Below are 24,074 nucleotides of genomic sequence, written 5' to 3' on the forward strand. Positions count from 1 at the left end.
GCCAAGTAAATCGAAGAAAAGAACATATCATGAACATCCGTTCTTGGCAAGATATGTTTGATTTCTTCTACCGCCTCCGATCCGTGTTCCGGTTCTTCTGCTGGCCCGTCTCACGCTGCTGGCTGAACTCTTCGCGGCGCATCTCGCGGGTACGTTCGTATGCGCCGCGCGCCAGCTCCGCGACCTTCAGCAGGTCCGTGCCGATGAAGCTGCTGGTGTCGCGAGAGTTGCCGTCGGCATCCGTGTAGGTGCGCGACAGGCTGGTGGCGTAGAAGGGGCCATTCTCGCCCTCATTGCGCCAGATGGTGGCCTTGATGGAGCCGTCGCGCAGGGTCTCGACGGGGCGTTGCGGCTCCGGGCTGGCGTCCTGCCCGGACTGCGGTGCGGGGCTGCGGTCATGCGGATCTGTCATCTCTACCTCCTGACGGTGCGGTTGAAATTGCGGGTGGGCTTCAGGTCGCGACTGGCGCGCATCTTCTCGAAGGCCGCGCGGCGGGCGGCCCGGTCGTTCGCGGCCTCGGCTTCCTGCTGCCAGCGCGCATTGAAGACAGCGCGATCGACGCCGAGCGAAAGCTGCGGTGACGGGCGCAGCACCGGGACCGGCTGGCTCCGGCGCACCATGAAGGACTCGCGCCGCTCCTCTCGGCTCTGCCCTTCCGAGCCGGTGTCGTCACCCTGTCGGCCTTCATTCCTGAAGGCGGGAGACGCCGTATTCATCCGGTCGAGCCGGGACGGTGTGCCGGGCAGGTCATGACGATTTTGCCAAGCGTAGGACGTGCCGGTGCGCGGCGCAGGATTCTGGTTGGCGGCCCTTCCAGATGAAGAGGTGCTGGCCGGTGCGGCGGACGGCGGAGTGCCGGTCGAACGGGTCATGGTCTGGCCTCCTCAGTGCCGGAGCCGGACATCGCCGCGCCCTCTAATCGAGGCGTTCCCAGTAACCGTCCCTGTACTGCGGGTAGTCCGCGTATTTTGCGGGGACCGGTTCCCGGATGACCTTGCGCCAGCGGTGTCCGAACAAGGTTTTAACCCGCACCCGGTCGAGGGGCGGGTGGAAAGGGTTCGGAAAGTAGCCCCGCTTGGCCATGAAGCGCTGCTCGTAATAGGGGCCGCGCTCGGCATAGACCGGGTGTGTCACGCCATCGACCCAGAGATACTGACGGTCGCGCGGCGTACCCAGGATCTCGTCCGGCTCCCGAAGGTTGCGCCGGACCTGCCTCGGCATGTCGATGCCCTGACCATGATGGGCGAGATGCAGTCCGGCCTCGAACGCATCCTTGCCGTTCATCAGGTCCTGCACCGCCTTGTTGCGGGCATGACGCGCCGCCGCGCGTTTGGCCGGATCGATGTGATTGAGGGTCTGCGATCCGAGCCGCCGGGAGAGCATCTCCGCCGTTGGCAGGTCGCGGGTCGCGAAATAGCTCTGGCAGGCCGCCGAGGAGGGAATGATGGTCTCCGCGCCGGGGCCGAGCTTCTTGAGTTGCTCCATCGATTGCACGAAGGCCCAGGGACGAATGCCCCGGCCCGCGCCGATGGAGTAGAGGTCCATCACCAGCGGGAAGTGGCCGAGCTGGGCAACCTCATCGAGTATCCAGGTCTGCCTCGGCGCGGCAGGCGCTCTCGACTTGCAGAGCTTGGCGGCAACGAAGATGGCCTTGATGACCGCCGACCAGCTTTCGATGAAATCCTCGGGCACCATGAGATAGAGATTGTGGCGCCGGTCGCTGCCGCAGAGAACCGCGATGTCAAAGTCGTAGGGCGGCGAGACCGCGTCCATCAGGACGGGATCGCTGAGGGCGGCGAAGCCCTTGAACATCTCGCCCAGAATGCCCCGGAAACCGCCGGAGGAGTCCTCGCGGGACGTGGCGATCTCTTCCTCGATCCGCTTCGCGATTCCGTACCCGGATTCATGCATCTCGAAGGCAAAGGCGATCCAGCGCTCGCTGTTGCCGGGGATCAGGTTGATGACCTCGTAGAGGTCGGGGAGCATGAGCACGCCCTTCAGCTTGACCAGCGTCAGGCAGATGGCTTCCAGAAACTCCCGGCCGCGCTCCTCGAAATACTGGCTGTTGCTGCCCCCGGACTTCGTGATGACGTTCTGGCAGAACACCTTCACATCGGCCTGTAGCGTCGGGCTGTCGTGGCGAATGAAGCCGACAGGGTTCATCCGGTGCCGGGGCTGGCCGTTCATGCCGACCGGATTGAAATAGACGCAGTAGCGTTCGTCAGGGATCTGCCAGCGGGAAATGGCGGCGATCTCGCCCTTGGGGTCCAGGAACAGCAGCGATTGATCGCAGATGCCGGGAACCAAATTGTAGCCGATCTGATCGGTCAGCTTGCCCGACCGCGCGCCTGCCACGGTCAGGATACCGCCCATACCGTCATAGTAGATCGGCCGCCCGTGAAGGAAGCCGATCATCACTGAATCCGGCGTCTGGCGGAACAGTCCGGCCCGCGCCACCTCTTTGGGGGAAGCGAAGCGGCCCGAACCATAAGGGTGCCGGGAATTGTCGATCATGCGCCCGCCCCTCAGTGGAAGGCCGTGAAGCGCATGGAAAGCCAGACACCGGCCAGGCGCAGCAGGCCGTAGGTGCCGACCTGGCAGACCGAGTAGGTAAGCAGACCGCTGATCACGCCCCAGACGACGCGGATCGGCTTCGTCGCCCAGTCGCCATAGCTCTCGACGACCCACGGGCCGACAGTGTCGATGGTGCCGGAATAGACACCCGGCGCGGCGACGATGGTGACGGCAATGGCGGAGACAATCGACAATGGCGCGGCGCCGGTGATCATCGCCAGCGCCTTGTCGGTCCCGCTTCGGCGTTCGGTATCGGTCGACATGAGAATGCTCCCGTGACGTCAGGGGGAGCGTTCTTATAGATCCTCGGCCGCAGGGTTCCGGGGGATAGGGCAGAGCTAATGCGGGCGGCGCTTCATTGTCGAAGCGTCGCCCGTCAAGAACCCCATCTACTGAGCAGGATGCGAAGCAGCATCACACCATGAGGTTGTCATTGGCTGCCGGATCGTTGTCGTTCGCCGCCTCAAGGTGCCAGACCGACGCGGCCTGCGGGAAGTGGCCCCTCAGGATCGTCGACATCACGGCGACGCGAGACCGGGCTTCGACGCGCACATGACAGCGGACGCCCGGTGCGGGCAGTGTGTTGCAGAATGCCTTGAACCATTCCTCGATGCCGGGCTTGTCGAACATGCCGAGAAATAGTTCCACTTCCGCGCGGGTCACACCTCGCACATACACTCGACCGGGCATGTCGCGATAGAGGTCATGCAGGGCCTCCGCCCAGTCGGATGACGCGATATGCAGGTAGAAACAGAACGTCCGGAACTTACGCACAAACTCAGGCTTGTTAATATCTGCGTCAGTGGTGAGTGGCACCCTCGCACAAAGACATATGTTTTGAGCGAAACAAGTTAGGCATTGGTTTGAAGGCATCTTGGACTCCAACGATCAGTCGTCTTAATTGCTCGTTTTTCAGACCGGCGTTCGGCTGCCCTTGAACGCTAGTCCGGTGAAGCAATCTGCCATCAGCCAGAAGGAGCAATCCTCATGACAACCTCACGTGAGAGAAAAAGATTCGTTGAGGAGCTTCGAGCCTTAGATTCGGCTGCGGTCTGCAATGTCGTTAAAGGCAAGCTTATCCAGTACCTGGCGGTCCGCGGCCAGGGCGGCAAGTCGATGGCCAGAGCAAATTTCGTTCAGGAACTTCATGAATGGGAAGGCCTGAACGAATGGCTTCCGCAGTCGGTCACTACAGAAAGCAGTGACGGTGAAGTTCGATATTGGATTACAGTCCGTAATATTGACACTTGGCTCTCTGGCGATCGAACTGCTACTGGAAGAAAGTTTACGAAACCGCTACCGGATAAAGTGTTAGCTATTGCGGAATTTCTCCACATTTTTAGCAATCTCTCAATCAATACCTTTTCGTACTTTCGCCGAATAATTGAACTCGGCGCAGATTTTATTGCGATGATGCCTCGGGAAACTCGAGAGCTCAAAATTTCAGATATCGAGGCCGCCAATTTTGGGGTTGTAGTAGCTGGAGAATCTGAAGCGTACTGCTTTCAATTAGAGTTGAGCGAATTGCCTATTCCACATCTTTTCTTTGCAAAGCAGACAAAATATAAGATAACAAAAGGCATAAATGAAAAACATCGCGAATTTCGAAATCGAATTGGCGACATTATTTCAAGCATAGATAGCATTCCAGAAAATCTAAGGTCGATTACAAAGGGCTATGGATACTGCATTCTGCACCCATCATTTCCAAGCATCACAATTTTCCCAGACAATACTCCCTATATCGGCCATAATTACTACATTATCCGGGAATTTGATGCGTCAAATATGAAGAATCAAGTAATAAAATGTTCATACTACAATGAAAATTCGAAACAAGATCATGAAAATAGAATAAATAGATCGGTCTTTTATCGCAATTTCTTGCGTATTGACCAAGTTGTTGATAATATCAGTTTTGTATTTGATGAAATTAAAGGGACAAAATTTGTTGATAGGAGTGAAAGAACTATGGATACGGAGGCAGATGTCGACAAAAAGCTGATTGAAGCAGTCATCATGGTTAATCTTGAGGCGACCCAAGCGGCGCTCGTGGCAGGAGCAGATGTCAATTGTGTAGACGAAACTACCGGGTTCGGGCCAATACACATAGCCGCAAGTTCAGGCGCCCCTGAAATAATCGATTTGCTCATAAGTGAGCCAAGATTGGATTTGCTTCGACGAACCCCAGACGGAAAGCTATCGTCTGAGCTATGCAATGTCGACATTCCACAATTTGAGGCGCTCGTATGCGCGGAAATTGCGCAGGCCCGTCAGCGCGAGCTCGACGAAACATTGCTCTACGAGAATGGGGAATATCCCTCTCCTGATATGAGCTGAAGACTCTGAGGCTCCACATCTAGGTGCTTAGTCCCAATCCCTCATCAATGTGCCCCATTGAGCGGAGCGGCGGCAAGGCCGATAAAATGTCGTCATTCTGCAGCCTAAGTTCCCCCGCATCCAGTTGGCGAAATACTTCTCCACGAATTGTTCCCCACGCCAGATCATACTTGATAATAGATCGGTGAATCAGAGCAATTATTCGCTCACTATCTAAATTATAACTGCTTTGAGCAACTTGGAGTGCCAGTTCTGGTCTTGAATAGGGGCAGGGGTGTTCGCGAGACATGGTAATGTTACGCTCATGTGGATGTGTCGAAATTACCTTTATTGCATCTTGTGAACCCAGGCGGGCAGCTAGATGGGATTCCTCGTACATGTTAATTAGAGTGTACAGCAAAGCCACGCCCTCATACATCGCTTGTGTCTGGTAGTCCGACAGCTGGTGCCGCTCTGCGTATCGTGAAATCATATACATCGCGTCCGCATCCGCTTGAATCTCCAGCGGCTGAAATCTTAAAAAATGCGGACTAACGAACTCAGTCAATGCCACACCGTCGTATTTGGGTGCGATATTTATCAAATTTTGCAATAAGATTTGAACAAATTCTTCGCTTGCTACCACCTCTCCAGTCGCTCGGATACTATTGTGCTCATTTGCGGCGTGAGAAAATTCGTGAGCTATAATAAATAGAACAATTCCACGCAGTTTGTAATACATTATTTGATAATTATCAGTGGGATATCGGAGAATTTCATTTCGATCAAATGTATCAAGAGTCTTGAGTATACTTTTCTGCAAAATTTCATTGGATCTCCATGTATCAAACCCTGTAAAAAGAACGGGTTTCGCAGGTGAATAACGCATCCGATCTGGCGACGCCCCCTCTGCTATAAGAGATATGAATCCTCCGACAAGTAGGTTTGCAAACTGGATGAATTTTGACCTCGTAGATTCGTCAGTTTCATGCGGATTTTCTGCAATCGCTTGTATGTTAGGAAAATCGTACTTTACATCGACTTTTATTAGGTTTGGTAATCCATATAGCAGTCCTTCACTAATTAAAATTACATCTTCGTCTTCTGGAGTAGTGATGCACAGTCCGTTTGCCATCATTGTGGGGATTGTTGAAATATAAGTACTTCTAATGTTTCCGAACTCTTCTCGGCACAGTTGAAATAAATTTACAAATCTGCGGACCATATTCGTTTTGTCATATTGAGTCAATCTGGGATTTATGAACATATCTCTGGTTTCTTGATAGTCTCCGAATGTGTATTCGTTCAGCCGTTCCAAAACAATCGACCTTACTTCGATGTCGGCGGGCCATTCGGTTTCCGGCTTTGCACTCCTATGGCCCACTGGTCCTCGCTCGAGATAGTCACGAACGGCGAGTACTTGATCCTTTGACAAACCCTGCCTCTCGAACAGAGATTCTTGAATTCCTGTGACGAGAGAAACGATATGCTCAGGTGCCCTCATCGGCTTCCCCCAATGACAAATAATTTTCCGGCGACAATGCTAGCCATGCGATGAACTTTGGGAACCCATTTCCGTAAACTGGCATAAAGCTCCCGACCAACCCGGGACACTTGTGCATTGCGGATACCCGCTGATACGTTGCGGTCTGTCCGAGGGGGTGACCCTTCGGGCAGGCTGCGGCGCCACCCGATTGCCGGTCAGCGAGCGAACTCTGATCGTGGACGAAATGAAACGTCGGGTTTCCGAGTTGCCTGAGATGCCGTCCGATGCGGCCACGATCACCAGTATCGGTCGCTTATTTCCTCAATTGCATCATAGACGGTTTGGATCTCTTCAAGATCGTCGATGGACATGCCTGGGAGGGATGTGTCGATCCATATCCCCACCAATCCCAGACTCAGCATTTCATCTGAGGTCAGGTGCAGGTCCGAGGTGTCGCCGTCTGTCTCTACAGGCGTAACGAGCCGGGTCATCAGCCCTTCAACGTCCTCGAACGAGATCGGACTCATCCAACGGTCGATGATGGCTGGGTCGTAGTAGTGCTCGACCACGGAGGCGAGAGCCAGGGTCAGGGCCTGCCGCTGACGACCGGTCAGGCTCAGGCGGTAAGACTGAGGTTCCGACATCACCATAGCTTGGTTGTTGAAGTTAACGGCGTGAGCCTAACCGAGCGGGCGCACCAAGGCATCAAGAGCATGAATTCAGCGCCCGCCAAAGCGGAAGCGATACATTCATAACAATATCCGCCCACATTTCCGGAGATTTATTGCGGCCCGATTTAGTGGTATCATTTCTAACAATGAAAAATCTGATTCCGATCACTAAAGAAATAGTCACAAGAATTGAAACCCTGAAGCATTCAACTGGTTTGTCACCAGCGCAGATTGCTGCCGTAACACCTGACTGGCCTGCCAATTTCAATCCCGAGAATGTCTATAATTGGCTGTCAGGCCGCGCTGCCAGCGCGCGTCAGGATCATCTGGCAATTCTCATTTCGGCCTACGAGGAGTTCGAAATGGACCATGTCAGCACCGCCACCGTTGCGGAAGGGTTGCGAGCTGAGAAGCAGCGTTCAGGCATGAGTCCGCGCGCACTTTTCGCGCGCGCAGAACATATCCCCGATGGTTTGACCCCGGACATTGTGGACGAATGGCTGAAAGGGAAATTGGCGCCCGCAAGGAGAGATCATATCGAGTTTGTCCTGGGCCTCTGGCGGCAGCAGCCGGATAGCAAGACTGCGAGCATCGCCGTAACCCAGGAAATGATCGAGGCCATCGAAGGACACCGCCGTCGCACCGGGGTTGGATTCTACGCCATTCTTGTTGGGCTGAAGGGGGCTCCCGGCCTTCGGCCGGGCACGCTCTACCAGATGGTTGAGGGCACGACGAAAACCATCCGGCGGAACTACTATGAATTTGTCCTGTCGGCCTATGAGGCACTTCCGGAAAAAGCCGAACTCCTGACATTCAGCCCCGAAGCCGTCGCCCCCATCCGCGTAGAGCAATCCCGCACCGGATTGAGCATCAGTCGGCTTGTGCGGTTCCAGTCGGACCTGCCGCCTGGATTCTGCGTCCGGCGCATGCAGCGGTTTATCAATGGCTATCAAAGCACAGTGCCGCATACTCACTACGAGTACCTGTTATCAAAATATGGTCAACAAATCACATCAAATAAATCTAAATCAAATACTTAGCCCAACTACAATGTATTTGAGATAAATGTTATCTAATTTTACATAAACATTAACCGTTCTTATAGCATAATAGGTGTCGAAGTGACAATTATAAGAGCATTTATTCATGAGTGGGGATAGAAAAAACAGTGATGGCAGTTTGACCGGACGGGTTCACCGGACGGCGCAGGATCTGCAACGCACAATCGAAAATCTTTCCGTGGACGGCATCATGGACGGTGTCGCTGGTGAGGCTGTTGGCAGCGGCTATCGCGGTAACGCGACCCACGCGGCACACCGTCAGACTGGAAGCGCCAACAAGCGCGATGAAGAGCGCCGCAAATTTACCCGCGCCATGCATGCCGCGCTCAAACGCCTGGACGACATCAACAACCGGATCGGCGAACTCGACAACGAAATTGCCCAGCACCAGCGGAACATTGGCGTCATCGACCGGATGATCGAGGAGTTGCAGGCCAACGGGGAGCTTGAGGTCAACGAAGATGGCACACTCAAGAATGACGAATACCAACGCCAGCGCGAGGCATATGAGAAGCGGACCGGTAAGAAGCTCGACCCAAACGACCCGGAAGCGCTGATGATTGCCTTGCAGGAACAGCGCAGGTGGGAGCAAAGGCAACTGGATTGGAAGCAGAATGAACGAAAGGGCCTTGAAGAGGAAAAGAACCAGCTGGAGGACAAGCTGGACCGAACCGCTCAGATTGTGGACCGCGAGGAACGAGTTGACCGAACGGGCGAGGTTCTGAAGGAAGCCAAAAAGGATACACGCGAGGCTGCAATCTCGGATTTTGACAATCAGGAGCGGAAGGACGAGGCGCGTGAGGCGCTTGGACTATCTGTGACCAAACAGGCGTCGCTCGATGGAGAACAAGATACATCTGAAACGGTCAAGCGCGCCTCATTCAAGCCCGCCGGTTTCAAGCCCATGACAGGCGGGCCGGAACTGTGGGCGACCTCCATTGCAAAATCAGCTGACCCGGATGGAGCCAAACCACCCAGCCTGGCCGAGCCGTTCAAGATGGCGGCCGAAGGCGACGGTCAAGCACCAGAACCGCCCAATCCAGAACCAATCCGGATCGCCAATGCGCCGGACCAACCTTCAAATCTTGGATAGAGAATAATCAGTCAGACGGCGCGGGATCGTGAGCGGCCACTTTGGGTGGTTTTGCGAGGTATTTGAGGTAAGCACCGTGGATCCGGTTATATACCTCATTCACGATTTCATTCTGTCCTTCTTCCGTCTCAGCGCGGTCGATACCGATATCAAGATCGCCATAGTGTCGGCCATTGGCATATATGCCCACCCTTAGCGTGCCGGGATGGCCGTCATTGTCCTTTGCCCAGAGATAGCGCACGTTTGTAGTGCCGGGGGCCGCTGTGGCGTAATACTCCGCCGCATACTCGACTGGGCCACGCACGCGGTCATCGTCACCGTAAAGGATCACAGCGATCCGGTCATTGGATGCGGAGTAAGGCGCTGAACTCACGTCATTTTCTGACCAGCTGCGAATATCGGTCGTCTTGAACCAAGCCCCCTCGGCGGACGCAGATGGCCCACCGAAAGCCGTTCCGACCGCGACAACAGCCACCGCAGCAGTTTCTTTCCAGTATGTTTTCAATCTATTGAGCATGAAATAATCTTTCAAATACGCCTCTCTTATATACAATTTTGAATTAAAAAGCAAATAAAACAATGTTTTTGTTTGACTATTTGACTTAAAAATGCACGTCATAATCGATCAATATTGACGATTATTGGAGAGTTTGTATTATGAAAACGATAAGATTTATGAACTTGCGTAAAATCAATGAGTTAGCGGACGCCTATCTGTGGCCGCCCTCCCCTCAATCCGGCCCGTCAGAAAGGATCGTTTATGACGTGGGCGGCGATCCGCACAGGAGGGCACCATGAAGACGGGTGAAATCGCATCACGCGGCAGAAAGCTCGGCTATGCGCGGGTATCCACCCGCGAGCAGAACCTGCGCATGCAGTGCGACGCCTTGCTTTCGGCCGGATGCGACAAGCTGTTCGATGATCAGGGCGTTTCCGGCAAACACGAACACCGGCCGGGTCTCGACGCCATGCTGTCAGAGCTTCAACCGGGCGACATGGTGGTGGTTTACAGTCTGGACCGGCTGGGCCGGTCCGTCCTGCATCTTGCCGATATGCTGGTCCGGTTCAGGGAGGACGGCGTTCATTTTCATGCCCTCAATGAAGGCATCAATACATCCACGCCTGGCGGCAAGCTGGTCTACTACGTCTTCAGTGCTGTGGCCGAGTTCCAGCGGGAGATTATTGTCGAGAACACGGTCGCCGGACTGGAGGCGGCCAGACGGCGCGGCAAGCGCCTCGGGAGACCGCCTGCATTGTCACCGGAGAAGGTCGCGCTCGTGCATGCGCTATACCGCAGACGCCGCATGAACAAGGATCAGATCGCGGCGCGCCTGAGCGTTTCACGCTCCACACTGGATCGGGCATTCGCGCGCTTCGAGGCGGCCTGCCCGGATGATGCGCGTGGCCTTGTCCGTATCAGTCAGGCCTGAGCGAAAGCCAGTGATCAAATGCGTTGGAGCGGCCCCGCGCGCGATTGATCAGATCGGGAGTTGATCCGATCTAACGGACCGATTTTCCATGCCGCCATCCGTCAGAAATGGCGATGAGCCGCTGGCGGCGCGGCGGATGACTTTCAGCACCCTCTTCACTCAGGTCCTGAGCCCAGCGTGTCGCCTGGGGGAGTGTGGCGCCAAGCTTCGCCAACACGAAGCCCGCGAACCGGTCAGCCTCCAGTTCCTGTGCATGCTGCGTGGCGTTGTCGGTTCGTGTATGGCCGCCGAGATGGTGGCCGACTTCATGCGCCATGATACCCGTTTCGCGCCAGTTGGGGCTGCCCTCGACCCAGCTGAAGAGATCCGCGTCATAGACGATCCGGCGCTCCCCCATGATGATCACAGCATAGGCGCCAACCTTGCGGTCGAAGTTGGCCTTGCCGAGGGCAAAATTCGGCGTCAGGCCGACTGTATCCATGATCCAGCCAACGGCCAGCCGGGCTTCCGGTGCCGGGGCGAGCGGTTCTCCCTTGTGCGGCATGCCGAAGCTGGGCCGGGTCAGTGTGCAGATCAAGCCCTCAGTCGCTCGCGCGCCACGGCTGGCAGACGGAAGCGAAAATGCAGGCAGAGCCAGTGCAGCGGCGATCAAGGCGCGGCGAATATGATCCATCAGTCATTCTCTCCATCGTCACAGACATAGAGACCGTCCGGCATGGTCAGGCAGCCGTCGCCGTCTGCGGGCTGGGGCATGGAAACCGGCGCGATTGCGGCAGTAGCGGAGACCGGCGCTTCCTGCGGCGTGGAGGCGAGCACCCCCAGCGCCACCAGCGCGGTGATGGCGACACCCCATGCCCCGATCCGGGGCAGGTGGCGTTCGACCACGGCGAACGGATCGATCATCCGGCACACTCCTTTCAGGTCTTCGGGTTGCCTGATTTGCGGGGACGCCCCGGACCGCGCTTCGGAGGCTCCAGAGACAGGCCCAGCTCACTGAGTTGCGCGATGGCTTCTTTGGTGTGCAGCAGGTCGCCGAAGCGGATCTCGCGGATATCGACCGGTTTCCGGCCAAGTTGATCCTTGCGGATCTGGGCCAGGCTGAGGAAGAAGACGACCACGATCACGGTGAAGTCGATGCCGATGGCCGCCGCCCAGATCGGCGCGAACTCCCGCCAGTAGATCAGAACGCCCATGGTTGGCGTTATGCGGCTGATCGCCGGGAGGACAGCGTCCTCCGCGTCATCAATGTCATCAAGGAAGCCATTCAGCTTCTCAGCGCTCGCCCGCATCTCGGCTGCGAGCTGTTCCAGCGCCTTGCGTTGCGCGGCCGCGAGGCTCGCCGAGCGCGACGACACCGCCTGATCGGCGGCCGCCTTCTCAAGGGAACCAAGCGCCTGTTTGATCGCGCTAACGGTGCCGCTGACATCCAGCTTCACCATCAAGCCCCGGGCCAGATTAGCCTCATGGGCGAGAAGCCGTTCACGGTCACGGATCGGAATGTCCTGATCCACATGGGCCCGCATATTGGCAATATGCCGGGCCACGGCCTCGCCGACGGCCGGTGCGCCTGAGCTGATCCTGCTGATCGAGGTCGAGACAGCGGATAGTTCAGATTCGATCGCCAGCAATGTCGAGGAAACAGCGCCCGGACCGGGCACGCCCGTATAATGTCCCTCGTCCAGTTCCTTCTCAGCTTCACGGCCATAGTGAGCCGCCGAAGCCTGCACGATCGGCTGGATCGCCGAGAGCCGATTGATGACGGCCAGGCGATCCGTCAGCACCGCATCGAACTGGTCGACTTCATTCTGCATGTGATGCTCCTGCGGCGCATCTCCGGCCAGGCCGGTCGTGCCGAATGTGGTGCTGGAGCCGAAGACGACGGGAACGACGAGAAACAGCATCATGCAGATCGCAACAACGCGGCTACGCCCGGCTTTGGGGATGATGCTCAGGCAAAGATCCCAGAGCAGGTAGAACATCACCCAGAGGGCGACGCCGAGGAGGAAGGTCTTCAGGGTGCCTGCCAAACCCTGCATGGAGGCATTGGCAAGCATCAGGACGCCCTCGACCGAGATGTAGGCGCTGAAGCTGCAAAGGATGACGAGCGCGCAGGTGATGAGCACGCCTTTCCCGCTCGTCAGCATGTCAAAGGGGGTGTGGACCATGATGGTCTCCAGTTCCGTTTGCGGAAGTGGGACCTATAGCTCCAGTTCAGATATCGGCCGGGGATGTGGCGGCGGAATTTCATTTCCGCCCGAACGGTGGCAGAATCAGATAACGGCGAAATTGCCGGAAATCAGTGGCGGGTCATCCGAAATTCACAGACCCCTTGAGCACAATATATAGCGGCAGAACAATCCGCTTCGCGCAAGCTGTGCGTGGTAATACCACGCCGCTTGACTGCGGCCGCTACGCGGTCCTCGGCAAGGGGCTCTCCGTTGCACTCGCCGCCCCGTTGCATCCCGCTGGGCTGTTGGCGCTGGGGCGCCGTTTCAAGAATTCGGTCCTGCTACCGCCAAATGACCAACATATCCTTCAAACACTTGCAAATTGTCCCGCTGACACCGGCAACGGAGTGCGGGTTTCAAATCGTCTGGTCGGCAGACAGCTAGTTGGATGTTGCGAGGTCGGTGACGCATTTTTCTTGTGTGCGATGAAAATCAGTTGTGCTTCGGAAAGACTATGAACCCATCGGAAGCGGCCCTGAAAGCTGTTCATTTCGAAAAGAACCGCCTTGCATAAACAAAGCCTTTCTGGGGCGGTCGAGCGAGTGGTTCCGTCAGACCGAACAGAACGGCGGATGAAAAGGGAACATGGTGCGGCGTACCCATCAGGGACCAACTCCATGGCTGCCCCCGCAACTGTAAGCGTGTGGTGTCACCCGACAATGCCACTGGATCATTCTGGGAAGGCAAGGGTTGAATTGAAGCACGCAAGCCAGGAGACCTGCCACTGGAACAATGTCCTCAAACACCGTCGGGTGAGACGGAATCAGGAGTAAGAACATGAGCAATCGTATCGTCCGGTATAGCTGTGCGGTTAGCGCACTGTTGGTGCCCGGAACCGCATTCGCGCATCATCCGCTGGCAGGCGCGCCAATGGAAAGCTTCGCAGACGGCCTTCTGTCCGGCATCGGCCATCCGCTACTCGGTTTTGACCATCTCTTCTTTGTTGTCGCAGTTGGCGTCGCGGCTCTGTTTTCGGCGCGCCGTGTTGCAGCGCCTGCGGCCTATATCGCGGCAATGCTGATCGGTTGCCTTGCAATGTCGATGAATTTCGGGCTTCCGGCCAAGGAGCTGGTGATTGCTCTTTCGCTGGTCGTTGTCGGTGGTGCCCTGTTGCGCGGCAAGGCGCTCGCGACCCTGCCCGCTGTACTGCTGTTCGCGGGTTTCGGCCTGTTCCACGGTTCTGCGTTTGGCGACACGATTGCGTCGCAGGAAGCAGCCATGGGTGCACAGGTTCTTGTTGGCTACCTCATCGGTCTCGGCGTGATTCAGTTGGCGATTGTGCTGGGTACTGGATTGCTGTTCGAGCGGATCGTCAAGGTCGCTGAGGCCGGCGATGTGAAAGCTCGCATTGCCGGCGCGATGGTGGCCGGAGCAGGTGCTTTCCTGGTTCTCGAAAACCTGGAAGGCGTCGCCTTCTCAATGCTGGGGCTTGCTGCCTAAGCACATGGCGATTGGCTGGCGCGCGTAACCTGACGGGCCAGCCAATCGCGCAATTGCGGTAGTGACTGCGATCTTACCCTCGCTTCAGAAGATGAAGCGTGCGCCGATCACGAAGAACACCGTGCCGGCTTCTTCACCGTTGGCTCTGGCCAAGTCCGCTGTTGCCCCGAACTTGCGTTCGTAGTGAACACCGACGTAGGGCGAGATGAGACGATCAACGAGGTCGTAACTCAGCCGTCCACCGACTTCGAGCGTAGGCCCGAAAGCGCCATTGCCCACAGCGGGATCGTCCGCGAACGGAATGTCCAGTTCGATGCTGGGCACGAAGATGATCCGATTGGTGATCAGACCCTCATACTCAACCTCGAACCGGGCCGAAGGGTTGTCCGAGATAAACAAATCCGCATCGACCTCGAACCACTGTTTTGTCAGGCCGTGGAGACCGATCACGCCATGTAGTCGGTCAGGTCCTTCCGGCGTATCAAGCCGCAAGCCCACCACAGCATCGAAGAAGTCTGTAACAGGCGTCTGCAACCGGAATTGATTCTCCAGCGTTTCGAAGCTGTCTTCCGCTGTCGCGTATTCAGCCTCGCTGCGCATGACGAATTTCAACTCATCCTTGCCCACGAAGGCATCGAAATCCCAGGCAAAGACATCCGAACCCTCATCGATACGATACTCAGCCTGTTCGACTTGAATGCCCCAGACAATCGGCTCAGCCGCTACTTGAGACGCCCAGAAGAGGGCCGGTGCAATCGCACCGGCCACCAGTTTCACCAGCTTCTGCATGGATCAGCCTTTCCCGCCAACACTTGAGTGTTCACGGGATGACTGCTCGTCAGCCGGACCGCCTTCGACAATCACTTTCCGGAACATGCCGGTATCTGCGTGATAGGAAAGGTGGCAGTGGAACGCCCATTCACCTGGTGCATCCACTTCTGTCTCCATGTAGACGGTTGTGCCAGGCGCGACGCTGACGACATGCTTGATCGGATTCCATTTTTCGGCGCCGACATCCAGAATCGACCACATGCCGTGCAGGTGCATCGGATGGGTCATCATGGTCGTGTTGACAAACTTGAACCGCACCCGTTCGCCATACTGCAGGACAATCGGATCTGCGTCCTCGTACTTCACGCCGTTAAGCGACCACATGTACCGCTCCATGTTGCCGGTCAACTTGAGCTCGATCTCTCGCGTTGCCGGTCGATGTTCATAGAGTGGTGTCTGCGCTTTCAGGTCCGCGTAGGAGAGAAACTTGCCTCCATTCGCTGCTTCCGGCGTCAAGCCGCTGCCCGGTGCGTAGAACGGATCGGACCCGGTAGCCATTCCATCATGCCCCATTTTTGAATGGTCCATCTCACCATCCTTCTTCGGCATGGCATGGCCCATGGCAGCGTGATCGACTTCACCATCCTTCTTCGGCATGGCATGGCCCATGGCAGCGTGATCGACTTCGCCGTCCTTCTTCGGCATGGCATGGCCCATGGCAGCATGATCGACTTCGCCGTCCATCTTCGGCATGGCATGGCCCATGGCAGCGTGATCGACTTCGCCGTCCTTCTTCGGCATGGCATGGCCCATGGCAGCATGATCGACTTCGCCGTCCTTCTTCGGCATGGCATGACCCGTGGCAGCATGATCGACTTCGCCGTCCATCTTCGGCATGGCATGGCCCATCTTTGAATGGTCCATGTCCTTCCCGGTAATGGCCGCGAGCGTGTCATGTCCACCAGAACCGTGCCCAGCATGTCCACCGCCTTCCGACATATCCATGCCGGACATATCCATGCCGGGCATGCCCATGTCGGCCATCGTCAGTAGCGGATCTTCACGCAATTCAGGGACCTGGGCAGTCATCCCCTCCCTCGGAGCCAACGTGCCGCGTGCGAATGCCGTGCGCCCCATCGACTCGCCGAAGATCGTATAGGCTCGATCTTCCGTCGGCTGCACAATCACATCATAGGTCTCGGCGACGGCGATGCGGAGTTCATCAACGACAACAGGCTGCACATTCTGTCCGTCAGCTTGCACTACAGTCATCTCCAGACCCGGGATACGGAGATCGAAGTACGTCATTGCAGAGGAATTGATGAACCTCAGCCGGACACGCTCTCCCTTTCGGAACAGACCTGTCCAGTTCTGCTCAGGTCCCTTGCCGTTGATCAGGGGTGTGTACCCGTGCACGTCCTCAATGTCGGTCGGCATCATCCGCATCTCACCCCAATCACCCCGGTCGGAGAGCGCTTCGCCAACGCCCTTCTCACTGGCGTCGTCGAAGAAATCGAGCAGCGTCCGCTGCTTCCGATTGTAATAGTCCGGCATCATTTTCAGGTTGCGCATGATGCGATCACCCGAATGCGGATGCGCGTCGGTCAACTGAACGACATACTCTCGGTCGTAGGTGTTGGGATCCGGCTCCCTGGGTTCAATGATGATCGAGCCGTAGGCACCATCAGGCTCCTGGAAGCCCGAGTGGCTATGGAACCAGTATGTGCCGTTCTGCATGATCGGGAACCGGTAGGTGAAGGTCTCGCCAGGTGCAATGCCAGGATAGCTGATTCCCGGCACACCATCCTGCTGGTAAGGCAGGATCAGGCCATGCCAATGGACCGAGGTGTCTTCATCGAGATTGTTGGTCACGTTAATGACAACATCCTCACCTTCCTTGAAGCGCAGAACCGGCCCCGGAGTGGCACCGTTGTAACCGATGCCGCTGCGCGTGAAATTACCGGTATCGACTGTGACCCGGTCCACGGTGAGATTGTACTCGCCAGCGAGCGCCGGGGCTGTAAACCCCAGCGCAACAATGGCGGCAGATATGGTGCGAATACGCATGTTCATGCCTCCATCTGGCCTGTCAGTGACTGAGCTTGATCGGTCCGACCATGCCGGACTGATAATGTCCAGGCACGTTGCACGCGAACTCGAGCTTCGCGTCTGTGTCGAAGGTCCAGACAACTTCTGCCGACTGGCCGGGTTCCAGCAGGGCACTGTTGGGATGGTCATGGCTCATGCCGCCTTCGCCATGCTTCATCTTGTTGTGCCGGACACGGTCGATTTCCAGCACGCCCTTCTCCATCATTTCCATCATCTGCGGTTGATGGGCCATGTGCGACGCCTTGGTCCCGATGTTGAACTCGTGAACCAGTTCACCCTTGTTCACGACGACGAAGCGGACCGTCTCGCCTTCCTTGAGGTCCAGGACTTTCGGTTCGTAGTAAGTGTCGAACATCTCAATGGTGATCGTGCGAGTTGCTTCGGATGCTTTGCCCGGATATCCGCTCTCCGATTTTTTTGCTCCCTTGTCGTCATGGCCGCCAGTGTGGCTGCCACCTGCCATCGCGGGCTGGCTCATGGCGACCAGCGTCGCCGTTGAAAGGGTCATGAACAGACCCCGAACATTTCTGATCGATTTCATTTATCTGTCTCCTGGCCGTGCGTCCCGGAAGGCGACGCAGGCACATCAGTTGTGTCGCGGATCAGCCCTCAAGCTGATCCAGTTATTGTCTGATTCAGGAGAAACTTTTCGGTGGGGGTGAACGGCATTCAGGACATGCCGGATACACAGAACCGGCATGCCGTCCAGACCAGCCTGATTTCGGCACCTCGGCATCCTGTTCAAGCTGGAATATTCCCAGCCCGGCGCAGAACCCATGCTCGCAGGGCACCACAATAGAGCAAAGCAACTTGTCATGTGCCGCCTTGTCACCGGTGGCGGACGCCTCATTCAGAGAACTGCCGTGGTCGCTGCTGTGCATATGCTCATGCCCCTCGCTGTCGATGAGCGAGCCGGCAGCCATCACTGCCGCCGGCAACACCAGCATCGCGAGTGTAATGGCGGCTATGAAACGTCGCATCTGAACGAACCAGTTCATGTCGACACCATCAACTATCCACCTACTGGAATGTCAAACAAGTTCTGATCACAAAAGACGTGGCTACGACGCGGCAGTTCTGCCTTCACTCAAGCACCGGGATAGCTGGTGAATACCTCGGTGCTGCCATCCTTGCGGATCAGATAGACATCGTAGGCGTCACGCTCATCTTCCGGTCCCATCCCCGGCGAGCCATAGGGCATTCCGGGGACTGACAGCCCGATTGCGTCCGGCTGCTCATCGAGTAGCCGAAGAATGTCTCGGGCTGGCACATGGCCTTCAATCACGTATCCGCCAATTCGGCCCGTATGGCAGGACACCATCTCCTGCGGCACGCCACTATCGAGTTTGTAGCGCATCAGCATCCCCGGAATCATGTCTTCGCTTCGTGTCTCGAAACCGTTTTCCTCAAGATGCCTGATCCACAGCACGCAGCAGCCGCACCCTCTGGTCTTGAACACGTCGACCAGTAGTGGTTCCGCAAGTGCCTGCGGCACTGGCCCGGTCAGAAGCACCAGTGCTGCTGCAAGAATTGCTGCACGCCTGGACAACCAATGAGCGTTCATGTCGTTTTACCTCCAGTTCCCGGTGGGCATTCAGTTCGGAGGGCCCACCATGTTTGAATAATCGCGACACACGCGATCGGGTCGCTGGGACCTCACCCCGAAGTCCGCAGCCTTGGCCCACAGCTCAGAAGAAGCGAGGGACAGCGGCTTTGTAATTCCGGTAGTCGTCTCCGTACTGTTGTTCCAACCAAGGCTCTTCCACGGCAGGTGCCAGTAGATACATCAATGCCCACAGGGACAGGAGTATCGACACCGAAGTGTCCATCACGAGTAGACCCCAACCGGCAAGCCCGATCCACGTAACGACGTATACGGGGTTGCGGCTTCGCGCGAACCAGCCGTCAGTTTTCAGGCCCTGCCTTTCGCCGAATGCGTTCCGCCAACCCATGCTGAATGTGATCGTGAAAGCCAGACCGAAGCCGATGACGAACAGTGCGCCCCCGACGGCATATCGCGCAATGGCCATTGGTCCTGACGTGAACTCGAAAACAAGTATGCTCAAGACCGCCAACGGATAGACGAAACCGCGAAAAAGCAGCTTGAACAACCAGTGCTGCCACCTCCCGCGCGATGGAGGCGGGAAGAATTGTAACTCCTTCAGACACTTCGACATCGCCCCCAGCACAAGGATACTGACCACTGATATCAGCGAGATCGAGAACGCGGCGGTTTCAGCCATCCTGCCCCTCGAACAACCCGATTGCGCGGCGGATCTTTGGAACCGCGAAATCCCTCGGCTCATGGATATCAATCGTGCTGACAAAATCACCGTCCGGGCCGAAGAGGAAAACACTCGCCGTGTGGTTCAGCACATAGCCATCCGAGCCTGATGGCACCTTCTCGAAGAATACCCGGAAGCTGTCAGCCATCTGGCGAATCTGCGTCGACGACCCGCTCCATCCACGAATCACGGGATGGAAGTTGGAGACATACTCGGCCAAGACTGCCGGCGTATCGCGTTCGGGATCCACCGTGACAAAGACGACATTTAGCCGTTCAGCAGCCTTGTCGATCTTATCAAGCCATCCGGCAATGTCGATCAATGTAGAGGGGCAAACATCAGGGCAGTAAGTGAACCCGAAAAACACAAGTGATGCCTTGCCCAGCATCGTGTTAGGGCCGACGTCATTTCCTTGGTGATCGACAAGACTGAAATCCATCGATGAGAGGGGCATCGGCCGTTTGCCCACCGATCTCTCTGCGCCGGGCCCATCGACCTGCCACCAGCCGAGAAAAAGCGCCACGCCGAACATGGCAACGAGGCCGCGCCCGAATAGCACAACAGCGCGCACAGGCGTCAGCGTTCCGGCCCGCGCGACGTGAAACCGAGGATCGGCACCTCAACCTCAACAACGCCTTCGTCAAGAACAAGAGTCAGGGAAAAGCTTTCGCCCCTCTTCATCGAGCGTTGAAGCCCCATCAGCATTACATGCAGCCCACCTGGCTCCAGCGCAACGGAACTTCCAGCCGGAACCTCCAGTTCCTCCACCCGCGACATTGAACTCACACCACGTTCGTTGGTCGATGTCTGGTGTATCTCTGCGCGTGCTGCCAGGTCCGTCGTGACCGCGCTTAGTTTCCGGCTTTCGTTTCCTTCGTTCCGGATCGTCATGTACACGACGCCCGGCCTGCTCGTTCCAATCGAGGCCCTGGACCAGGCCTCATCGACGATCACCTCATCCGAACCGGCATACGCAGGCGCAAACGCCAATGCAGCCAGTAGCAACAGCGAGACACGCAGGGTCTGCCTCAACGTGAATCTGACCTCAACCACCAGACCACCCTCATTCAATTCAACAGAGCGACTTCGGACGCGACCAGTTGCCTGAGTTCGGCTTCACCAAATCTTTCGAGCGGCTTTCCATTGACGAAGAACGTCGGCGTTTTCTGGACACCAACCGTATTCACGTCCGCAAGATCCTGCTCCAGAACGCTGCCCGTTTCGGCAGACTGCATCTGAGCCTGTGCGGCCTTGTGGTCCAGCCCAGCTGACACAGCCATCTTGTAGAGAACATCGGGCCTCATCTTCCCATGGGCCGCCCATTGCGGTTGCCCCCAGAGGATGTATTCCAGGATGCGTTCGAACATGCCCTGGGCGCGCGCGGCTTCAAGAATACGGACCGCAATCTCGGACGTCTCGCCGTGGAACGGGGTGTAGCGAATGACGACCCGCACTGCATCTCCATGCTGCTTCATTATGTCTTTCACAATGGGGTGGAAGGCGCGGCAGGCCTCGCAAGCAGGATCGAAAAACTCGACGATTGTCACAGGCGCGTCCGCCGGCCCGAGGATCGGCGAATGCGGACGTATCAACGCCTCGACAAGCCTTGGATCAGTGGCCGGCTGCTCGGCCACTTCGGGCTTGCGGGTGGCATACCAGGCGGCACCTGCGAAACCGGCTGCGCCGACAGCAAGTGCAGAAAGAATCAGGGCACGGCGGTTCATTCTGCGTTCTCCTTCAGGGACAGGGCGGACAACAGGGCGATTGACGCAAATGCGCCAAGCGCCAAAAGCGGGATGGGCAAACCCAGAATGACTTGATTGTCGTCCGTGCAGGACGGACCGGTCGCAGAGCAGGGCTTTATGTCCTCCGGGATAACACCGGCATACAGAGCGAGATGCCACAGGGCGAGCAAACCGCCGCCGATCGCCAGCGCCATGGCGTAGCGCCCGATCCGCCTATCGCGCCACCACAGACCAAGCCCCAGAATGATGGCCAGGGGGAACATGAAGGCCCGCTGAAACCAGCAAAGGTTGCATGGTGTCTGCCCCAGAATTTCTCCAATGAACAACACGGACAATGAGCCGACCAGAGCGACAAGCCACGCAAGTGTGAGTGCCGCATCTGGAGATATCTTGAGCACGAGGGTCAGGGCCTTCTCTTCAAACCAGATAGGACTTTCCGAACGGCGCGCCATGTGATCTCGAAGTCTCACTGTCCTTCAGAACCACCGAAAATCACATCGCGAGCCGCTTGGTATCAGTCCAAACCGGGGGATGCATAAAGGCTCTAGCTACTAGAGGGTCAAGCAGGAAATCGATACTCATGGCTTCCGCGACAATGCTAGAGTGATTGTAGGTTTTGGAGATCGTCAATGCATACAATCGGTAAACTCGCGAAAAGGACCGGAACGAAAGTTCAGACCATTCGCTACTATGAGCAGATTGAACTCATGCCTGAACCCGGTCGCACGGAAGGCGGTCAGCGGCGCTATGGCGACGCGGAACTCGATCGCCTCTCTTTCATTCGGCACGCAAGGCAACTGGGATTCTCGCTTGAAGCAATTCGGGAGCTCCTGGACCTCAGCGACAATCCCGACAGACCGTGTGATGAAGCAGATGTTATTGCACGCCGCCAACTGAAACAGGTCGAACAAAGGCTTTCGCGACTGAATGCGTTGCGAACTGAACTCAAGCGCATGGTGCGTGAATGCGGCGGTGGCCGCGCGAGCAACTGCAGGGTACTGGAAGTGCTTCGCGACCACTCCGAATGCCTGACCGATCATCAGGACGGGGAAGGCTGACCATCGTTCCTGACCGATGTTCCGCCAGCTGAGCATCCCGTCCCTTCCCAACCTCAACTCAAATTCGCCGCTGAAATTTTTTCCCTTGAACCTATAGTCACTAGAGCAATTAGGTTGGTTCCATCATGTCAAATGGAGCTGTCCGATGAAAATCCCTCCGATCGTTCAGATCCTCGCCGCCGGAACCTTGGCCTGGGGCGCGAGCCAATACGTGCCCGCCTGGAAGTTCGGCGGGGCACCGGTGCTCATCCTGTCCGTAGTCTTCGCGCTTGCAGGGGCAGGATTTCTGACCGTCGCGCTGAACATCTTTAGTAACCATGACACGACCTTCGATCCGCTTGACCCATCCAGAGCGCAGAACCTGGTCGTCACCGGAGTGTATCGGTTTACCCGCAACCCGATGTATCTCGGTATGGTCCTCCTGCTTCTGGCTTGGTGCCTCTATCTCGGAGACGTTGTTGCGTTCTTATCGATCCCGATCTTTGTCCTGGCGATGAATGAACTGCAGATAAGGGCCGAAGAGACTGCCCTTCTGAACAATTTTGGCGAAGAATACGCGCAGTACAGAATGCGCGTCCGCCGCTGGATCTGATACTGGAGAACCGCAATGGCCAACTGCTGTGGAAGCGACGCGAAGTTCGATGGCGTCTCGGACGACTACAAACGCAGGCTTTGGATTGTTATCGCCATCAATGCGGTGATGTTCGCGGTCGAGATGATCGCAGGGCAATACGCTCAATCGCAGGCGCTGCAAGCCGATGCGCTCGATTTCCTGGGCGACACCCTGACCTATGCCATATCTCTTGCCGTTATCGGCGCCTCGATCCGTATTCGCACCAATGCCGCATTGGCAAAGGGCATCAGCCTGTTGCTGATGGGCGGATGGGTGTTTGGTTCAACCGTCTATCGCGTGTTCTACACAGGAGTGCCGGAGGCTGGCGTGATGGGCGTTATCGGATTGATGGCCCTTATGGCCAACCTCGCCAGCGTCCTTATCCTCATGGCTTACAAGGACGGCGATTCTAATGTCCGGTCTGTTTGGCTTTGCTCCAGGAACGACGCAATCGGCAATATCGCAGTCATGGTCGCTGCGCTGGGCGTCTGGGGCACAACCACAGGCTGGCCAGACCTGATCGTCGCGGCCATCATGGCCGGTCTGTTTCTGTCATCCTCAATACAGATCATCCGACAGGCGCTTCATGAACGCCGCGAAGAAGCGGTTCACTCCACGTCCGAAGAATCAGCCTGAGCGCAACGGCTGTCTTATTTGGCTTGAGAGCTTTTCACGACGCACTTTCCGGGTTGCGTTTGTTCGCGCGTCCTTGTCCGCCAAAAATGATCAAGGCACAGCCGAGGAAGATGGCGCTGTCCGCCAGATTGAAGATCGGCCAGGCAAAACCCTCATAGTGGAGTAAGATGAAATCAGTCACCGCACCCTGCCGGAAACGGTCGATAACGTTTCCGAGGGATCCACTAACGATCAGCGCTGTTCCAACAGGAGGGAAAAGCGGATTCCGCCCGAATGCGAGAGCTCCGATACCCAACGTCACTACAAGAAGGATAGCAGCCACAACGATCTGCTGATGCCCGAAGGTATCCGCGAAAAGCCCGAAGCTGACACCCGTATTGAAACTCAGCACAAACGAGAGAAAGGGTAAAATCTCAACTTCCACAGCGTCGCTGGCGATGAAAACAATAGCTGCCAGTTTCGACGCCTGATCCAGAACAACCGTAAGCAAGGCCCAAGCCGCCATTCTCTTCGCTTTCAGCGATTTTGTCATCTCGGCAATCATCGAGAGAACC

The 24,074-nt window shown here is 56.7% G+C and carries 30 protein-coding genes and 1 riboswitch; of the genes, 8 read left to right on the forward strand and 22 right to left on the reverse strand.

Features of this window, described 5'->3' with window-relative positions; all coding sequences use genetic code 11:
* Window positions 1–67: 67 nt before the first annotated feature.
* The 5 genes from ACMVY4_RS07095 to ACMVY4_RS07115 form a co-directional block, all read right to left on the reverse strand.
* Window positions 68–412, reverse strand: a complete 345-nt coding sequence (locus ACMVY4_RS07095) for a hypothetical protein (protein WP_416899468.1) — start codon at window positions 410–412, stop codon at window positions 68–70.
* Window positions 413–414: 2 nt separating this feature from the next.
* Window positions 415–873, reverse strand: coding sequence for a hypothetical protein (locus tag ACMVY4_RS07100; RefSeq protein WP_416899469.1), 459 nt, complete (start codon window positions 871–873; stop codon window positions 415–417).
* Window positions 874–916: 43 nt separating this feature from the next.
* Window positions 917–2,515 (reverse strand): type IV secretory system conjugative DNA transfer family protein, encoded by a 1,599-nt coding sequence (locus ACMVY4_RS07105; RefSeq protein WP_416899470.1) that lies wholly within the window; start codon window positions 2,513–2,515, stop codon window positions 917–919.
* 11 nt (window positions 2,516–2,526) lie between these two features.
* A complete protein-coding gene (locus tag ACMVY4_RS07110) occupies window positions 2,527–2,838 on the reverse strand; it encodes a hypothetical protein (protein ID WP_416899471.1) in 312 nt (103 codons plus the stop codon).
* A 151-nt stretch (window positions 2,839–2,989) separates the two neighbouring features.
* A complete protein-coding gene (locus ACMVY4_RS07115) occupies window positions 2,990–3,391 on the reverse strand; it encodes a hypothetical protein (RefSeq protein WP_416899472.1) in 402 nt (133 codons plus the stop codon).
* A 171-nt stretch (window positions 3,392–3,562) separates the two neighbouring features.
* On the opposite strand from ACMVY4_RS07115, the gene ACMVY4_RS07120 reads away from it, so the two are divergent.
* Window positions 3,563–4,915 carry a hypothetical protein gene (locus ACMVY4_RS07120; protein ID WP_416899473.1) on the forward strand — a complete coding sequence of 451 codons (1,353 nt, stop codon included), beginning with the start codon at window positions 3,563–3,565 and terminating at the stop codon, window positions 4,913–4,915.
* A gap of 19 nt (window positions 4,916–4,934) precedes the next feature.
* Here the strand turns inward: ACMVY4_RS07120 and ACMVY4_RS07125 are convergent, their stop codons facing one another.
* Window positions 4,935–6,398, reverse strand: a complete 1,464-nt coding sequence (locus tag ACMVY4_RS07125; protein WP_416899474.1) for a hypothetical protein — start codon at window positions 6,396–6,398, stop codon at window positions 4,935–4,937.
* A 278-nt stretch (window positions 6,399–6,676) separates the two neighbouring features.
* A complete protein-coding gene (locus tag ACMVY4_RS07130) occupies window positions 6,677–7,024 on the reverse strand; it encodes a hypothetical protein (protein WP_416899475.1) in 348 nt (115 codons plus the stop codon).
* 173 nt (window positions 7,025–7,197) lie between these two features.
* On the opposite strand from ACMVY4_RS07130, the gene ACMVY4_RS07135 reads away from it, so the two are divergent.
* Complete coding sequence (locus ACMVY4_RS07135; protein WP_416899476.1) at window positions 7,198–8,091, forward strand: hypothetical protein; 894 nt, start codon at window positions 7,198–7,200, stop codon at window positions 8,089–8,091.
* A gap of 106 nt (window positions 8,092–8,197) precedes the next feature.
* Window positions 8,198–9,205, forward strand: a complete 1,008-nt coding sequence (locus ACMVY4_RS07140; RefSeq protein ID WP_416899477.1) for a hypothetical protein — start codon at window positions 8,198–8,200, stop codon at window positions 9,203–9,205.
* 7 nt (window positions 9,206–9,212) lie between these two features.
* On the opposite strand, the gene ACMVY4_RS07145 is transcribed toward ACMVY4_RS07140, so the two are convergent.
* A complete protein-coding gene (locus ACMVY4_RS07145; protein ID WP_416899478.1) occupies window positions 9,213–9,737 on the reverse strand; it encodes a hypothetical protein in 525 nt (174 codons plus the stop codon).
* A gap of 262 nt (window positions 9,738–9,999) precedes the next feature.
* Between ACMVY4_RS07145 and ACMVY4_RS07150 the strand changes: the two genes are divergently transcribed.
* Window positions 10,000–10,635: a recombinase family protein gene (locus tag ACMVY4_RS07150; RefSeq protein WP_416899479.1), complete on the forward strand. Its 636-nt coding sequence runs from the start codon at window positions 10,000–10,002 to the stop codon at window positions 10,633–10,635.
* Between the two features lie 70 nt (window positions 10,636–10,705).
* Here the strand turns inward: ACMVY4_RS07150 and ACMVY4_RS07155 are convergent, their stop codons facing one another.
* Genes ACMVY4_RS07155 through ACMVY4_RS07165 form a run of 3 tightly spaced genes read right to left on the reverse strand, consistent with a single transcriptional unit; the run spans window position 10,706 to window position 12,800 of the window.
* Window positions 10,706–11,308 carry a hypothetical protein gene (locus ACMVY4_RS07155; protein WP_416899480.1) on the reverse strand — a complete coding sequence of 201 codons (603 nt, stop codon included), beginning with the start codon at window positions 11,306–11,308 and terminating at the stop codon, window positions 10,706–10,708.
* Complete coding sequence (locus ACMVY4_RS07160; RefSeq protein ID WP_416899481.1) at window positions 11,308–11,538, reverse strand: hypothetical protein; 231 nt, start codon at window positions 11,536–11,538, stop codon at window positions 11,308–11,310. The genes ACMVY4_RS07155 and ACMVY4_RS07160 overlap by 1 nt, the downstream gene beginning before the upstream one ends.
* Window positions 11,539–11,552: 14 nt before the next feature.
* The gene (locus ACMVY4_RS07165; protein ID WP_416899482.1) at window positions 11,553–12,800 is read right to left on the reverse strand and encodes a hypothetical protein; all 1,248 of its coding nucleotides are present in this window, start codon (window positions 12,798–12,800) and stop codon (window positions 11,553–11,555) included.
* Window positions 12,801–13,389: 589 nt separating this feature from the next.
* Window positions 13,390–13,604, forward strand: a riboswitch (cobalamin riboswitch).
* Window positions 13,605–13,640: 36 nt separating this feature from the next.
* Here ACMVY4_RS07165 and ACMVY4_RS07170 point away from each other — a divergent pair.
* Window positions 13,641–14,303, forward strand: coding sequence for a HupE/UreJ family protein (locus ACMVY4_RS07170; protein ID WP_416899483.1), 663 nt, complete (start codon window positions 13,641–13,643; stop codon window positions 14,301–14,303).
* 84 nt (window positions 14,304–14,387) lie between these two features.
* Here ACMVY4_RS07170 and ACMVY4_RS07175 read toward each other — a convergent pair whose 3' ends face one another.
* The 10 genes from ACMVY4_RS07175 to ACMVY4_RS07220 form a co-directional block, all read right to left on the reverse strand.
* Window positions 14,388–15,092: a copper resistance protein B gene (locus ACMVY4_RS07175; protein ID WP_416899484.1), complete on the reverse strand. Its 705-nt coding sequence runs from the start codon at window positions 15,090–15,092 to the stop codon at window positions 14,388–14,390.
* Window positions 15,093–15,095: 3 nt separating this feature from the next.
* A complete protein-coding gene (locus ACMVY4_RS07180) occupies window positions 15,096–17,141 on the reverse strand; it encodes a copper resistance system multicopper oxidase (protein ID WP_416899485.1) in 2,046 nt (681 codons plus the stop codon).
* Window positions 17,142–17,163: 22 nt separating this feature from the next.
* Entirely contained in the window at window positions 17,164–17,724 is a 561-nt protein-coding gene (locus ACMVY4_RS07185) for a cupredoxin domain-containing protein (protein WP_416899486.1), read from the reverse strand.
* Between the two features lie 94 nt (window positions 17,725–17,818).
* Entirely contained in the window at window positions 17,819–18,181 is a 363-nt protein-coding gene (locus ACMVY4_RS07190) for a hypothetical protein (protein WP_416899487.1), read from the reverse strand.
* Between the two features lie 89 nt (window positions 18,182–18,270).
* Window positions 18,271–18,732 (reverse strand): DUF411 domain-containing protein, encoded by a 462-nt coding sequence (locus tag ACMVY4_RS07195; RefSeq protein WP_416900274.1) that lies wholly within the window; start codon window positions 18,730–18,732, stop codon window positions 18,271–18,273.
* Between the two features lie 139 nt (window positions 18,733–18,871).
* The gene (locus ACMVY4_RS07200; protein WP_416899488.1) at window positions 18,872–19,426 is read right to left on the reverse strand and encodes a methyltransferase family protein; all 555 of its coding nucleotides are present in this window, start codon (window positions 19,424–19,426) and stop codon (window positions 18,872–18,874) included.
* Window positions 19,419–20,000: an SCO family protein gene (locus ACMVY4_RS07205; RefSeq protein WP_416899489.1), complete on the reverse strand. Its 582-nt coding sequence runs from the start codon at window positions 19,998–20,000 to the stop codon at window positions 19,419–19,421. Before ACMVY4_RS07205 ends, ACMVY4_RS07200 begins: the two co-directional genes overlap by 8 nt.
* A 44-nt stretch (window positions 20,001–20,044) precedes the next feature.
* Window positions 20,045–20,521 carry a copper chaperone PCu(A)C gene (locus tag ACMVY4_RS07210; RefSeq protein WP_416899490.1) on the reverse strand — a complete coding sequence of 159 codons (477 nt, stop codon included), beginning with the start codon at window positions 20,519–20,521 and terminating at the stop codon, window positions 20,045–20,047.
* A gap of 14 nt (window positions 20,522–20,535) precedes the next feature.
* On the reverse strand, window positions 20,536–21,192 hold the full coding sequence (locus tag ACMVY4_RS07215) for a DsbA family protein (protein ID WP_416899491.1): 657 nt from the start codon (window positions 21,190–21,192) through the stop codon (window positions 20,536–20,538).
* Window positions 21,189–21,665 (reverse strand): disulfide bond formation protein B, encoded by a 477-nt coding sequence (locus ACMVY4_RS07220; RefSeq protein ID WP_416899492.1) that lies wholly within the window; start codon window positions 21,663–21,665, stop codon window positions 21,189–21,191. The genes ACMVY4_RS07215 and ACMVY4_RS07220 overlap by 4 nt, the downstream gene beginning before the upstream one ends.
* 177 nt (window positions 21,666–21,842) lie before the next feature.
* On the opposite strand from ACMVY4_RS07220, the gene ACMVY4_RS07225 reads away from it, so the two are divergent.
* The 3 genes from ACMVY4_RS07225 (at window position 21,843) to ACMVY4_RS07235 (ending at window position 23,520) form a co-directional block, all read left to right on the forward strand.
* The gene (locus ACMVY4_RS07225; protein ID WP_416899493.1) at window positions 21,843–22,271 is read left to right on the forward strand and encodes a MerR family transcriptional regulator; all 429 of its coding nucleotides are present in this window, start codon (window positions 21,843–21,845) and stop codon (window positions 22,269–22,271) included.
* Window positions 22,272–22,416: 145 nt separating this feature from the next.
* A complete protein-coding gene (locus ACMVY4_RS07230) occupies window positions 22,417–22,863 on the forward strand; it encodes a methyltransferase family protein (protein WP_416899494.1) in 447 nt (148 codons plus the stop codon).
* A gap of 15 nt (window positions 22,864–22,878) precedes the next feature.
* The gene (locus tag ACMVY4_RS07235; protein ID WP_416899495.1) at window positions 22,879–23,520 is read left to right on the forward strand and encodes a cation transporter; all 642 of its coding nucleotides are present in this window, start codon (window positions 22,879–22,881) and stop codon (window positions 23,518–23,520) included.
* 34 nt (window positions 23,521–23,554) lie between these two features.
* Here ACMVY4_RS07235 and lspA read toward each other — a convergent pair whose 3' ends face one another.
* Window positions 23,555–24,064 (reverse strand): signal peptidase II, encoded by a 510-nt coding sequence (gene lspA / locus ACMVY4_RS07240; RefSeq protein ID WP_416899496.1) that lies wholly within the window; start codon window positions 24,062–24,064, stop codon window positions 23,555–23,557.
* Window positions 24,065–24,074 lie beyond the last annotated feature (10 nt).

The sequence above is a fragment of the Minwuia sp. genome, from assembly GCF_048007105.1.
GTDB lineage: Bacteria > Pseudomonadota > Alphaproteobacteria > Minwuiales > Minwuiaceae > Minwuia.